Source organism: Paenarthrobacter sp. 10L412, from assembly GCF_056395565.1.
This window is the reverse complement of record NZ_JBFTJT010000009.1, coordinates 120,090-133,224: the sequence shown is the minus strand read 5'-3', so window position 1 is coordinate 133,224 and position 13,135 is coordinate 120,090. Positions and strand designations below refer to the sequence as shown.

The 13,135-nt window shown below is 60.2% G+C and carries 10 protein-coding genes; 4 read left to right on the top strand and 6 right to left on the bottom strand.

The window, feature by feature from the left end; all coding sequences use genetic code 11:
- Window positions 1-10: 10 nt before the first annotated feature.
- Window positions 11-1,663, top strand: a complete 1,653-nt coding sequence (locus AC1DD7_RS14185) for an MDR family MFS transporter (protein WP_431117030.1) — start codon at window positions 11-13, stop codon at window positions 1,661-1,663.
- Between the two features lie 101 nt (window positions 1,664-1,764).
- Here AC1DD7_RS14185 and AC1DD7_RS14180 read toward each other — a convergent pair whose 3' ends face one another.
- Window positions 1,765-3,549: a urocanate hydratase gene (locus AC1DD7_RS14180; RefSeq protein ID WP_477515482.1), complete on the bottom strand. Its 1,785-nt coding sequence runs from the start codon at window positions 3,547-3,549 to the stop codon at window positions 1,765-1,767.
- 217 nt (window positions 3,550-3,766) lie between these two features.
- Complete coding sequence (locus AC1DD7_RS14175; RefSeq protein WP_477515481.1) at window positions 3,767-4,957, bottom strand: acyl-CoA dehydrogenase family protein; 1,191 nt, start codon at window positions 4,955-4,957, stop codon at window positions 3,767-3,769.
- 266 nt (window positions 4,958-5,223) lie between these two features.
- Here AC1DD7_RS14175 and AC1DD7_RS14170 point away from each other — a divergent pair, with 266 nt between their 5' ends.
- Window positions 5,224-6,684, top strand: a complete 1,461-nt coding sequence (locus AC1DD7_RS14170; RefSeq protein ID WP_431117035.1) for a purine-cytosine permease family protein — start codon at window positions 5,224-5,226, stop codon at window positions 6,682-6,684.
- 85 nt (window positions 6,685-6,769) lie between these two features.
- Here the strand turns inward: AC1DD7_RS14170 and AC1DD7_RS14165 are convergent, their stop codons facing one another.
- Window positions 6,770-7,609: an IclR family transcriptional regulator gene (locus tag AC1DD7_RS14165; protein WP_431117037.1), complete on the bottom strand. Its 840-nt coding sequence runs from the start codon at window positions 7,607-7,609 to the stop codon at window positions 6,770-6,772.
- A gap of 121 nt (window positions 7,610-7,730) precedes the next feature.
- Between AC1DD7_RS14165 and AC1DD7_RS14160 the strand changes: the two genes are divergently transcribed.
- Window positions 7,731-8,945 (top strand): CaiB/BaiF CoA transferase family protein, encoded by a 1,215-nt coding sequence (locus tag AC1DD7_RS14160; protein WP_477515480.1) that lies wholly within the window; start codon window positions 7,731-7,733, stop codon window positions 8,943-8,945.
- Window positions 8,946-9,285: 340 nt separating this feature from the next.
- Window positions 9,286-10,755, top strand: coding sequence for a sugar porter family MFS transporter (locus tag AC1DD7_RS14155; RefSeq protein ID WP_477515479.1), 1,470 nt, complete (start codon window positions 9,286-9,288; stop codon window positions 10,753-10,755).
- Window positions 10,756-10,807: 52 nt separating this feature from the next.
- Here the strand turns inward: AC1DD7_RS14155 and AC1DD7_RS14150 are convergent, their stop codons facing one another.
- Genes AC1DD7_RS14150 through AC1DD7_RS14140 form a run of 3 tightly spaced genes read right to left on the bottom strand, consistent with a single transcriptional unit; the run spans window position 10,808 to window position 13,103 of the window.
- Window positions 10,808-12,046 (bottom strand): MFS transporter, encoded by a 1,239-nt coding sequence (locus AC1DD7_RS14150; RefSeq protein ID WP_477515478.1) that lies wholly within the window; start codon window positions 12,044-12,046, stop codon window positions 10,808-10,810.
- A 33-nt stretch (window positions 12,047-12,079) separates the two neighbouring features.
- Window positions 12,080-12,529, bottom strand: coding sequence for a MarR family winged helix-turn-helix transcriptional regulator (locus AC1DD7_RS14145; RefSeq protein ID WP_477515477.1), 450 nt, complete (start codon window positions 12,527-12,529; stop codon window positions 12,080-12,082).
- 49 nt (window positions 12,530-12,578) lie between these two features.
- A complete protein-coding gene (locus AC1DD7_RS14140; protein ID WP_477515476.1) occupies window positions 12,579-13,103 on the bottom strand; it encodes a GNAT family N-acetyltransferase in 525 nt (174 codons plus the stop codon).
- Between the last annotated feature and the right edge of the window lie 32 nt (window positions 13,104-13,135).

Here is a 13,135-nt window from a genome sequence, read left to right as displayed (position 1 = left end):
TGGAGAAGATATGTCCAAATCTGCGCCCGTCCGGGCCGCCGGCGAGGTCCTGACGCATCGTCAGACGCTCACCGTCATGGTGGGACTCATGCTCGGCATGTTCCTGTCCTCACTGGACCAGACCATTGTGTCGACGTCCATCTACACCATTGCCAATGACCTTGACGGCTTGTCACTCCAGGCATGGGCCACCACCGCGTACCTCATCACTTCTACTGTGAGTACGCCGCTCTACGGCAAGCTCAGCGACATCTTCGGGCGCCGTCCGCTGTACTTGGCAGCCATCCTGATCTTCCTGGCCGGATCCCTCTATGCCGGGTCGGTCCATTCCATGACGGAGCTTGCAATCGCTCGTGGCGTGCAGGGCCTTGGCGCAGGTGGCCTTTTGGCGCTGGCACTGACCATCATCGGCGACATCGTTGCTTTGAAGGACCGGGCCAAATACCAGGGCTACTTCATGTCCGTATTCGGTATCTCCTCCGTCCTTGGTCCCGTCATCGGCGGCGCTTTCGCGGGAACATCGACCATCCTGGGCTTCGACGGCTGGCGCTGGGTATTCTTCATCAACCTTCCCATTGGCCTGGCGGCACTCACCGTGGTCTTTATGTTCCTTCACCTGCCTGCACGGCATGTGAAACAGAAGATCGACTATTGGGGCGCGGCAGCCATCACCCTGGCAATCGTTCCGCTCCTTCTTGTCGCTGAGCAGGGCCGGTCCTGGGGCTGGGCATCGGGCGCATCCTGGCTGTGCTACGGCCTTGGCGTCGTTGGCATAGTGGCCTTCCTGTTCGCAGAGATGCGGGCAGGGGACTACGCACTGATCCCCTTGCGTCTCTTTAAGAACGCAACCTTCGGTTTGTCATCCCTGCTGAACTTCATCATCGGCATCGGCATGTTCGGCGCCATTGCCATGCTCCCCATGTACTTGCAGCTGGTGAAGGGCCTCACCCCCACCGAAGCCGGCCTGATGATGATTACCTTCACCGTGGGCATCCTGTTCGGTTCCATCAGCGCCGGGCGCACCATCTCGTCGTCGGGCGTTTACAGAATCTTCCCCATCCTGGGTACGGCAATCCTGACTGGCGCCGCACTCGTCATGGGCCTGGTGCTCGGCGTCGATACGGGCCTCTGGGTTCCCGGACTCATTGCCGTGTTCTTCGGCGTCGGTCTGGGCTTCTGCATGCAGCCACTGACACTTGCCATGCAGGTATCGGTGCCGCCGAAGGACATGGGCGTCGGAACCTCCACCGCGGCATTCTTCCGCTCCATGGGTGGAGCCGTGGGCACGGCCGTGTTCATCTCCATGCTGTTCAGCCTGGCCGCGGACAAGATCGCCGATGGCATGAAGACCGCTGCTTCCAGCCCGGACTACCAAGCGGTCATGAAGGATCCTGCCGTTGCGGCGGATCCTGCGAATGCCAAGCTCTTCGATTTCTTCAAGAACGGTGCGAACAACGATTCCCTGAACGACACCAGCTGGCTTCACGCAGCCAACAGCACCCTCACCAGGCCCATCACCGAGGGCTTCGCACAGTCAATTGACACTGTGATGCTCACGGCAGCTGGCCTGATGCTCATCGCCTTCCTCATCAGCTTCGCGTTGCCCAACAAGAAGCTCATGGATCCGAAGGCGGCAGCCAAGGAATCCGTTCCCGCCCACTGAGACTGGAGAAAATGCTTGGACCCTTGAACGGTTCAGTCATTTCGACAGAGGGAATGGCAGGCAGTCCGCGGACCACCTGCCATTCCTTTTGTGATTGTTACCTACTTTTCTGAGCCCATGCCGGCGAGGGACCTGGCCTGAGCTTGCGAAGGCTGGGAGCCGGTGGGGATCATGGGGATGCGGACGCCGCGTTCGTTGGCGACTTCGACGGCGCGGTCGTAGCCGGCGTCGACGTGGCGGATGACGCCCATGCCGGGGTCGTTGGTCAGGAGCCGTTCGAGCTTTTCCGCGGCCAGGTCTGTGCCGTCAGCGACGGAAACCTGCCCGGCGTGCAGGGACCGGCCAATACCAACACCACCGCCGTGATGGATCGACACCCAGGTAGCACCCGAAGAGGTGTTCAACAGCGCGTTCAGCAACGGCCAGTCAGCAACAGCGTCCGAGCCGTCGGCCATGGCCTCGGTTTCCCGGTACGGGGAGGCAACGGAGCCGGAGTCCAGGTGGTCACGGCCGATCACGATCGGGGCCTTGACCTTGCCCTCCTTGACGAGCTGGTTGAACAACAGGCCGGCCTTGGCCCGTTCACCGTACCCGAGCCAGCAAATACGTGCCGGCAGGCCCTCGAACTCCACCCGCTCCGCCGCAGCATCAAGCCACTTGTGCAGGTGCGTGTTCTCCGGGAACAGTTCCTTAATGGCCTTGTCCGTGACGGCGATGTCTTCCGGGTCCCCGGACAGGGCGACCCAGCGGAACGGGCCCAGGCCCTCGCAGAACAACGGACGGATATACGCCGGAACGAAACCGGGGAACTCAAACGCCCGGGTGTAGCCGCCCTTGCGTGCCTCATCACGGATCGAGTTGCCGTAATCGAACACCTCGGCACCGGCGTCCTGGAACTCCACCATCGCCTGGACCTGACGGGCCATGGACGCCTGGGCCTTCTTCGTGAACCCTTCCGGATCCGCCTCAGCCTCCGTGTGCCACTCCGCCACCGTGATGCCCTCCGGCAAATACGACAGAGGGTCGTGCGCGGACGTCTGGTCCGTGACCACATCAAAGGTCACTTCCCCGGCCTTGTGCCGGGCCAGCAGCTCCGGGAACACCTCGGCGGCGTTGCCCACATACCCCACGGACCAGCCGCGGCGCTCGTCCTTGGCCTTCTGGACCTTCGCAAGGGCGGCATCCAGATCCGTTTCGACCTCATCCAGGTACCGCTTGCCCGCACGACGGCGCAAACGGGTCTCGTCCACGTCCACGATCAGGCACGCACCATCGTTCAACGTCACGGCCAGCGGCTGCGCACCGCCCATCCCGCCACAACCACCCGTCAACGTCAGCGTCCCCGCCAGGGGTCCTTCGGTGGAGCCTTCTGCGGCGGGGGCCGGGTGGCGCCCCTCAGCGGCGAGCTTGTTGCCCACGGCGGCGAAGGTTTCGTAGGTGCCCTGCAGGATGCCCTGGGTACCGATGTAGATCCAGGACCCGGCCGTCATCTGCCCGTACATCATCAGGCCCTCGGCCTCGAGGCGGCGGAACTCCGGCCACGTCGCCCAGTCCCCCACCAGGTTCGAGTTCGCCAACAACACCCGCGGAGCCCACTCATGGGTACGGAACACACCCACCGGCTTGCCCGACTGGACCAGCAGCGTCTCGTCCTTCTCCATGGACTCCAGCGTCCGGGTGATCGCATCAAACGCAGCCCAACTGCGGACAGCACGGCCCGTGCCACCGTAAACCACCAAATCATCCGGACGCTCAGCGACCTCAGGATCCAGATTGTTCATCAACATACGCAACGGCGCCTCGGTCTGCCACGACTTGGCAGTAAGCTCAGTACCCCGCGCGGCCTTAACCGGACGGGCACCAGTAGTGAAATCGGCGGGTGCCATGATGACTCCTTCGTGAAATATCCATGGAACGTTTGATCCATGGTTTGTCTCCAAGCACAGGGAGCTTCATATCTGAGTCTCTTTATGCCCACGAGCTACTGATCTAAGTAGGCCGGATTTTCCTAGGTTGAGGGAGGAAAAAGCGAGCATCCTGTCCGAAGTACCGGACGATGGAAGGGATGATGAAGCACTCATCGCTTTGGGATGGCAGGGGGTGCTAAACGAACGCCGCAAGTCCCGTGATCGCCCGGCCGGCCACCAAGGTGTTGATTTCATACGTCCCTTCGTATGTATAGATGGCCTCCGCATCGCAGAAGATCTTTGCCATCTCGTAGTCAACGGCCACCCCGTTGCCACCGAGGACACTGCGGCCGATGGCGACCGACTCGCGCATCCGTTTTGTGACGAATGCCTTTGCCATCGCCGAATGCTCGTTCTTGGACCTGCCTTCGTCCTCGAGCTGGGCCAGCCTGACCATCATGCCCATGGAACTTTGGGCGTTGGACAGCATGGTGACAAGTTGTTCTTGGATCAGCTGAAAGCTCGCGATGGGCTTGCCGAATTGGTGGCGTTCTACTGCATATTTGCGTGCCACATCAAAGGCGGCCATTTGAAGTCCCACGGCTTGCCAACCGACAGTGGCACGTGTGCTCTTCAGGACCTTGTTGGTGTCACGGAAGCTGTTCGCTCCCGCGAGCTTCATACCGTTGGGGACGATCACGTCTTCCAGAACGATGTCGGCGTTCTGCACCGCGCGCAATGCTATTCGGTTCGGAATAAGCGTCGCCCTGAACCCTGGCGTTGACGTGTCTACGAGGAAGCCCTTAACTTGCTCATCGTGGGTGTCCTTGGCCCAGACAATCACATAGTCCGAAAACGTCGAATTGCCGATCCATCGCTTTTCGCCGTTGAGGATCCAGTTGTCCCCATCCCGACGCGCCGTGGTCCGAGTCCCTCCGGCAACATCTGAACCAGCCAACGGTTCAGTAATGGCAAAGACGCCAGTCTTTTTGAGGGAGTAGAAATCCGGTAGCCAGTCAGCCTTCTGCTCCTCGGAACCCAACAGCTCAATGGAACCCGTGAACAAGCCGTCGTGGCCACTGAAGAATGTCCCGAAGGACGCGTCAACCCTGTGGATTGCCGCCGTCAACATGCCGGCAAAAAGGTGGGAATGCCCCTGTCGGCGGACAGGACTGATGATGTCGAGTTCTGCAACCTTGGGAATCAGGTGTTGGGGAAACTCGCTACGGTTCCAGTGGGCAGCTGCTACTGGGCGGACCTCCGCCTCAAGCCAGCTCCTTATCTCATCCAGACGGCAAGATTCGTTGGCGGGAAGCATCGATTCAAAGTGGAAGAAGTCCCCATCGGAATAGGGGAGATCTACCTTGGCAACAGATTGTGTAGTCATGCGGTCCTCCATTGAAGGCGTGTACGGGAAGGTGGTTTCAATGAACGGCCAGAAGGGAGCGTCTCGGGAAGCTTCAGCGTTCGGCAGTCTTTTCTGAAGGTATACGTCGGAGGACCGCGAAATGGCTCAGGTCACAGTTTTCGAGACATCGTCCGAAATACCGGACGGAACGTGACTTGTTTTTCGTGATGTAAAACACCGATCGTGCTCAGATGGATCGCAGGTAGGGGGACCTGGACTCTCCGTTCAAATAATTAAGGAACACCATGCAGACAGCAACAAATACTGGGGCAGGCGGGACACGGGTCGAGCGGCGTTCCATCGACTTCGTTCCCGAAAACGAACGCCATGGTTCACCAGCCCAGCAATTTACTTTGTGGTTTGGGGCCAACATGCAGATCACTGCGATCGTTGATGGCGCCTTGGCGGTACTTTTCGGAGCAGACGCGCTATGGGCCATTATCGGCCTCTTAATCGGCAATCTTCTGGGTGCTGCAGTGATGGCGCTGCACGCCGCCCAAGGACCGCGTCTGGGACTGCCACAGATGATTTCCAGCCGAGCACAGTTCGGCATCCTGGGTGCAGTAATTCCCCTGATTTTGGTTGTCATCATGTATCTCGGCTTTGCCGCCACTGGAACTGTGCTTGCCGGCCAGGCAGTGGATCAGATCCTGCAGACGGGCACACCCGCTGTGGGTATGGTGATTTTCGGCGCCCTAACAATCCTTGTAGCAACATTGGGTTACCGGTACATCCACCTCATGGGGCGCATCGCGACCGTTGCCGGCATCCTGGGCTTTGGATATCTGGGCATTCGTTTGTTTACCAGCCATGATGTGGGTGCGCTCCTCGGATCCGCTGAGTTCCAGTTCCCTACATTCCTGTTGGCCGTTTCACTCAGCGCTGGGTGGCAGTTGACATACGGCCCTTACGTTGCTGATTACTCCCGTTATCTCCCATCAAAAACGCCGGTACGCCAGACCTTCTGGGCATGCTACCTGGGCACGGTTATCGGCTCTCAATGGTCCATGACTCTCGGCGCGCTCTTCGCCTCCCTTGCCTTGCCGAAGGGTTCGAGGTTCCTGGACGGACAGGTTGCATTCCTTGGAGGGCTCAGCGGTGGAGGTGCTATAGCGCTGGTAATTTACTTGGTCATCGTCATCGGCAAACTGACAGTCAACACGCTCAACGCCTACGGCGGATACATGACGATGCTCACGTCCGTTACGGCGTTCACAAGAAAGACCAAGGTGGCAACGTGGACCCGCTTCGCGTATGTCGTGGGCTTCATTGGACTGTCCGTAGTCATTGCTGTCGTCGCCTCACCGGATTTCATAGCAAACTTCAAGAACTTCGTGCTGCTCTTGCTGATGGTCTTCATCCCGTGGAGTTCCATCAATCTTGTTGATTACTACCTGGTTTCCAAGGAAAAGGTGGATATCCCGGCACTCTACGACTTGAACGGACGGTACGGGCGGTGGAACAAGACTGCGTTGCTGTCCTACGCTGCGGGTATTCTCGTCCAGATACCATTCCTGGCCCAAGCCCTGTACACCGGTCCGATGACTGAGCTGCTGGGCGGAGCCGACATCTCCTGGTTGGTGGGACTGGTTGTGACAGCAGCCCTGTATTTCCCCTTGGCTAAGCGGAATTCGACCGCCCCGAGCGAAATGATCTATCCCGTCGACACTGTCCCTGCCGGAGTGGGCACAGCCCTAAACCACTAAAGCGTTAGCTCGCCCAACAAAGCGCGGCGAGGAGATGCAAAACGAGCAGTTGGGCGCCCTCAAGGCGCCCAACTGCTCGTTTTCGTCAGTTGTGGGTTCCAAGCCTCCGTGAGATCTCCCGGGCACACCGATTAACCTCTGGGATCCAGGTCCGGGCAACGTCTTCGATCCTTAATGCCCTCTCCTCAGCCGACTCGTCGTCGTTTCTAAGACGCCTCTCGCTCGGTAGGAATGCCCGGTTAGAAACAGTCAACGTCACGCTTGCTACGGGATATCGTTGCCTATCCAGTACAGCAACGGCCACGGAGGAAAAGCCCTCAGTAATCTCGTCCTGCTCCCAGGCGTAACCGAGGGTACGCGCTCTTGCCAAGAGATCCTCCAGTGCGGGCACTGATTGAGGACCATTGCTGTTCCGGGCCGAAAAGGCTTCCGGGCCAGGAAAGAGCGCCGAGACTTGGGCACGGTCCATCTGCGACATCATTGCCCTTCCGCTCGCGGTCAAATGAGCGGGCAGCCTTACCCCGGTATCCGTCACCAGGGGACGCTGCCGGGGAGCACGTTCCTCAATGACATAAACGACGTCCCTCCCATGCATCACCGCGAGGTGTGCTGTCCGCCTCGTACGGGCGACCAGTCGCTCCAATGGAAAGCGCGCTATGCGCTGAAGAGGGGCCTGACGCGAATAGCCGGTCCCCAGCTCGTGGGCCGTAACTCCGAGCGCGTACTTTCTCTCCTCGGGAAGATGCAGCAGGAATCCATCATCAATCAACGCAGAGATCAGTTGATAAGCAGTGGACCGAGGCAGCCCTACGTCCCTCGCAATTGCTGAAGCGCTCACTGGTCCCGCTTGACCGGCAACGTACCTCAGCACGGCAAGTACCTGCGCGGCAGCGGGCGCTTTCGATCTCGGCAAAGCTCCGTTCATGTCCGAAGCATACTCCTCGTATCGTCCGGTATGTCGGACAACTTGGAGGTCCTTCGCTTCATTCCAAAAGGGCGTGCTGCTGAGATGGAACCAAGAAGACCTGCCAATGTAAGGAACACAAATGACCACCACGCGAAGAGCCTCTTCCGGCCTTCTGCCCAAGCACGATGGCCAGCCGGAAGACGCCACAGTGTCTCGATCTCAAGGCGCACTCCACGGTATCCGGGTCCTGGATCTTTCCCGTGTCCTCGCTGGCCCCTTCTGTGCAATGATCCTTGCCGACCTTGGCGCCGAGGTCATCAAGGTTGAGAGTCCCGAGGGGGACGACTCGCGCCACTTCGGCCCAAGCGTCAACGGCCAATCAGGCTACTACCGGCTGTTCAACCGAAGCAAGTACGGCATCACCCTTAACTTGAAGGACGATGAAGATTGCAGCACTCTCGTCGATCTTGCCAAAACAGCGGACGTCCTGGTTGAGAACTTCCGTCCCGGAGTCATGGAACGCCTCGGCATCAGCGCAGGAAAACTACGGCAGATCAATCCGCGTCTCATCGTGGTGAGCATCAGTGGATTCGGCCAAACCAGCAAGCTTCGCAACGCCCCCGCCTATGACTTGATCGCCCAGGCCATGAGCGGTCTCATGTCGGTCACCGGCTGGCCTGATGGCGAGCCGACGCGAGTGGGAGTCAGCCTCGGTGACGTCATTCCTGGAATTTATGGGGCTACTGCCGCACTGGCCGCTCTTCAGGAACGCCACACCACCGGAAAAGGCCAACACATTGACTTGGCGATGCTGGACAGCCTGGTTTCCATTTTGGAATCCGTAGGCATGCGCGCCCTGCACGGAGAAGAACCTACAGCCTGCGGAAACGACCACGCCATGTCCACGCCATTCAGCACTTATAAGACGATGGACGGCTCAATTGCCATAGCCATTGCAGGCGACCGGCTGTTCCCCAGGCTAGCGGCGGCTCTCGACCGCAGCAGGTGGCTCTCCGACACGAGATTCAGCCACCAGACAGCGAGGAACAGGCATTCAGCAGAGTTCCGCATTGAGTTGGAAGATGCCCTTGGCGCCTTGGCAACAGTGGAAGCCGTAGCCCTGCTGGAGCACCATCAGGTTCCTGTCGCCCAGGTGCGTTCCGTTACAGATGCCCTTACCAATGAACACGCTCAGGAGCGAGGCTTAGTGGCTGTGGAAGAAGACGGGTTCGCTACGCTGGCGTCCCCCTTGCGTCTAACAGGGTCCGTGCCGCCACGCCCTGCTCCCCGGCTTGGTCAACATAACCACCTTATTTCCCAATGGACTGGCAGGACGGTCGGAAACCGGCGCTAGGACCGTGGACCCGAGGGTGCTGTCTTGAAAACTAGCCAAGACGGCACGGGCGTTTGGCTCCGGACGCACGCACCGTCGTCGTCCATTGCGTTCAAGTAGTGGTCTCAAAGGCCGCTTTCCGCAGCCCGAACAGAAGATTCAGCCCTCCCAGCCCATTCCCAGCCACCCATCAGGATCCGTGCGTTAATTTAGTGAATGCACGTCATCTGAATCCCCTTGACTGGAACTTGGCGGATGGGGCGTGCCACACTGTGTAGCGCGTGTGCACCGGCGTCCCCGTCGGAACAGCCGACGACGTCCCGCACCGTGAATCCCACACCACCATTCCCAAGGGAGACCCATGTCCAATCCCAGCACCGTAGGCGTGCCCCCAGTGTCCAGGAAAGTGATCGGCCTGGCCGTCGCTGGAGCGGTGGGCGGCTTCCTGTTCGGCTTCGATTCTTCCGTGGTTAACGGTGCCGTGGACGCCATGAAGGACGAATTCCTGATGAGCGAAGCCGTCACTGGCTTTGCTGTCGCCGTCGCCTTGCTGGGGTGCGCCCTGGGAGCCTACCTGGCCGGCAAGGTCGCCGACCGCTACGGCCGCATTCCGGCGATGAAGATCGGCGCCCTCCTGTTTCTGGTGAGCTCCGTAGGAACAGGGCTGGCATTTGGTGTTTGGGACCTGATCTTCTGGCGCTTGGTGGGGGGCTTGGGCATCGGCCTTGCTTCGGTCATTGCCCCGGCCTACATTTCCGAGATTTCCCCTCGGCACGTGCGTGGCCGTTTGGCGTCGCTTCAGCAGCTCGCCATCACTACCGGTATTTTTGCTGCACTGTTGTCCGACGCCGTCCTGGCCAATTCCGCCGGCAGCGCCGGCAGCACGTTCTGGCTCGGGATGGAAGCCTGGCGCTGGATGTTCATCGCGTGCGCCGTGCCGGCTGCCGTGTACGGCTGGATCGCGTTCCGACTGCCCGAGTCGCCGCATTTCCTGGTGCTCAACGGCAAGGAAGACCAAGCTCGAACAATCTTCGATACCCTCATCCCCAACGACGATACTGAACGTCACATGCGCGACATCCGCGAATCCATCCAGCAGGACCAGCTGTCCACCAAGAAGGGCTCGCTGCGCGGTAAGACATTCGGCCTGCAGGCAGTGGTGTGGATCGGCATCATCCTGTCAGTGCTGCAGCAGTTCGTTGGCATCAACGTGATCTTCTACTACTCCACCACGCTGTGGAAAGCGGTCGGATTCCAGGAGAAGGACTCCCTCACCATCTCCGTCGCCACGTCCGTGACCAACATTTTGGTGACTCTGGTAGCCATCGCGCTGGTGGACCGCATTGGCCGCCGCCCCATCCTGCTGACCGGCTCCATCGGCATGGCTGTCTCGCTCGGCGTCATGGCGTTGGCCTTTTCCTCCGCTGTTGGCACGGGCTCCGAGATCAGTCTTCCCGGTACTTGGGGGCCAGTTGCCCTCGTGGCGGCCAACGTCTTCGTGATCAGCTTCGGGGCTTCCTGGGGTCCACTCGTCTGGGTGCTGCTTGGCGAGATCTTCCCGTCCCGCATCCGAGCCCGCGCGCTCGGACTGGCGGCGGCCGCGCAATGGATCGCGAACTTTGCCATCACGCTTAGCTTCCCCATCATGGCGGCGGGTTCGCTGCCACTGACGTACGCCTTGTACGCGGCGTTCGCTGCGGCGTCGTTCTTCTTTGTGATGTTCAAGGTTCCCGAGACGAACGGCATGTCCCTGGAGCAGGCCGAGACGCTCTTCGTTCCCAAGGGCGCACCGGTAGCGCCGCTGTCGGTCACGTCCAACGAGCCGAAGTAACACGAAAAAGCCCGACGGATTCCGTCGGGCTTTTTCGTGGTTTAGGGCGGGACTACACCAGGTGCGGTTCGTGCGACCTCAGGTACCCGCGGCCTCCGAAGGCAATGAGAATCGCAATCACCATGGCAACGGCACCGGCATAGAAGGGCACCTGCGGCCCAAAGTGCTCGCCCAGCTGGGCGGCGGCGAACGGGGCCAGCGCACCGCCCATCCACCGCACAAAGTTGTAGCCGGCGGATGCGATGGGTCGCGGAGAATCGGAGACGCCCATGGCCAGTTCGGTGTAAATCGTATTGTTGATGCCCAGCAGGGCACCGGCCACGATGACAAGCACGACGACGGCAGTCACCGAGTGCCCGGCAGCAAGTCCCAGCCCAAGGAGGTCGAGCATCAGCGTGGCCAAGGTGCCGGTCAGGACCTTTACAGCGCCGAAACGCTTCTGCAGCACGGGAGCCACGAACACCGAGAACACGGCAACGGCAACGCCCCAACCGAAGAACACTCCCCCGATGCCGTATGCGTCCATTCCGAGGATGAACGGAGTGAAGGCAAGGATGGTGAAGAAGCCGTAGTTGTAGAACAGGGCGCTTGCTGCCGTGGTGCTGAGGCCCTTGTGTCCCAGCGCAAGGAGCGGATCCCGCAGACGTGACTTCCTGGCGGGAGCGGGCGTCTTGGGAAGCAAAGCCAGCAGTGCAATGAAAGCGGCAGCCATGAGGACCGCGGTTCCAAAGAACGGTGCCCGCCACTGCCAGCCGCCCAACAATGCCCCAAGAAGCGGGCCCAGCGAGATACCCAGGCCGAGCGCTGCTTCGTAGAGAATGATGGCCGTTCCGGTCCCACCACTGGCCACACCAACGATCACGGCGAGCGCGGTCGCGACAAAGAGGGCGTTACCCAACCCCCAACCAGCACGGAAACCCACCAACTGCTCAACACTGCCGGACAAACCGGACAACGATGCGAACACCACGATCACGGCCAGCCCAATCAGCAGGGTCTTCTTTCCGCCGATGCGCGAGGACACGAAGCCGCTGATCAGCATCGCGATCGCCGTCACCAGGAAGTAGCTGGTGAAGAGCAAGGAAACTTCGCTGGTGGACGCGTCCAGGTTCTTGGCGATTGCCGGCAGAATCGGGTCCACGAGTCCGATGCCCATGAACGCGAATACGGCTGCGAGCGCCGTGGCCCACACGGCCTTCGGCTGTTTGAGGAATGAAGCCTTTTCAGCTTCGAGGGTGGTTTCAGTAGTTGTCTCGGCGCTTTCTGAAGCGTCAGCCAGTTGGCGTGACATTCAAGGGCTCCTTGTCGGTGCGTTTAGTTCTGATTAGTTCTGGAATGAGCTGTTGAGCTTGCTGATGATGGGGAGCGCCGCGGCGAGTTGCTCGATTTCATCGCTGCTCAGCTCTTGGAGCAACCCAGCTACCATCGCGTTTCGGCGTTGGTTGGCAGATTCGACGGCGGCAGTCCCGGCTTTGGTAATGACCACCTGGACGGCGCGGGAATCGTTAACATCAGGCTGCCTGCTGACCAGGCCTGAGCGTTCGAGCTTGATGATCTGCTCCGTGGCGCTGGGGACCTTGATCCCCAGGTTCTTGGCGATGTCACCCACGCGGAGTCCGCCATCGGAAATCATGGAGAGCAGGCTGAGCTGTGCTGCCGTGAGTTCGCCTTCCGGATCCAGGCGGCGGAACATGTACACGCCCAGGCGAAGTGACTCGCGGAATTCCTGCGCAATATGGAGAAGCCGGGGGTCGGAAGCCGAAGTGCTCGTCATATTTAGGTAGCCTAATTGTTAGGGTACCTAACAGTCAAGCTCAAGTGGGTCAGAGCTTCAGCTTCATGCCCTCATGGCTCGCGACAAAACCCAAGCGCTCATAGAAACGGTGCGCCGCCACGCGGGACTTGTCGGTGGTCAACTGGACCAGGGAGCATCCCCGCGCACGCGCCTGGTCGATGGCCCACTGGATCATGAGCGCACCCACGCCCTGCCCGCGCAGCGCATCATCCACACGGACGGCTTCGATCTGGGCACGCAACAATCCCCTGCGCGACAGGCCCGGGAGATAGCTGAGCTGGAAAGTGCCAACAACTTCCCCGCCGATTTCACCCACCACCAAAAGGTGGGCGGGGTCGCCGTCGATCATTTCAAAAGCGCGCTCGTACGGCGCAAGATCGTCCAGATTTTCGCGGGTAGCGCCCAGTTGGTCATCCACCAGCAGCGCAAGAATCCGCGACACATCGGCCTTGGTAGCGCGTCGAAGACTAAAGGTTCCGGAGTCGACGTCGGCAGTCATCAGAGCGGGCGCGGCGGCAGGGTCTGTGGTCACCACCCCAGCATGCCATTTCATTTAGAACTCAGTATTGCTAAGTACCGGTACTT

What these genes read in the sequence shown, in the direction of transcription:
- AC1DD7_RS14170 (WP_431117035.1), top strand. Translation starts at nt 5,224, where the DNA reads ATGCAGACAGCAACAAATACTGGGGCAGGCGGGACACGGGTCGAGCGG.
- AC1DD7_RS14180 (WP_477515482.1), bottom strand. Translation starts at nt 3,549, where the DNA reads ATGGCACCCGCCGATTTCACTACTGGTGCCCGTCCGGTTAAGGCCGCG.
- AC1DD7_RS14160 (WP_477515480.1), top strand. Translation starts at nt 7,731, where the DNA reads ATGACCACCACGCGAAGAGCCTCTTCCGGCCTTCTGCCCAAGCACGAT.
- AC1DD7_RS14165 (WP_431117037.1), bottom strand. Translation starts at nt 7,609, where the DNA reads ATGAACGGAGCTTTGCCGAGATCGAAAGCGCCCGCTGCCGCGCAGGTA.
- AC1DD7_RS14185 (WP_431117030.1), top strand. Translation starts at nt 11, where the DNA reads ATGTCCAAATCTGCGCCCGTCCGGGCCGCCGGCGAGGTCCTGACGCAT.
- AC1DD7_RS14155 (WP_477515479.1), top strand. Translation starts at nt 9,286, where the DNA reads ATGTCCAATCCCAGCACCGTAGGCGTGCCCCCAGTGTCCAGGAAAGTG.
- AC1DD7_RS14175 (WP_477515481.1), bottom strand. Translation starts at nt 4,957, where the DNA reads ATGACTACACAATCTGTTGCCAAGGTAGATCTCCCCTATTCCGATGGG.
- AC1DD7_RS14140 (WP_477515476.1), bottom strand. Translation starts at nt 13,103, where the DNA reads ATGAAATGGCATGCTGGGGTGGTGACCACAGACCCTGCCGCCGCGCCC.
- AC1DD7_RS14145 (WP_477515477.1), bottom strand. Translation starts at nt 12,529, where the DNA reads ATGACGAGCACTTCGGCTTCCGACCCCCGGCTTCTCCATATTGCGCAG.
- AC1DD7_RS14150 (WP_477515478.1), bottom strand. Translation starts at nt 12,046, where the DNA reads ATGTCACGCCAACTGGCTGACGCTTCAGAAAGCGCCGAGACAACTACT.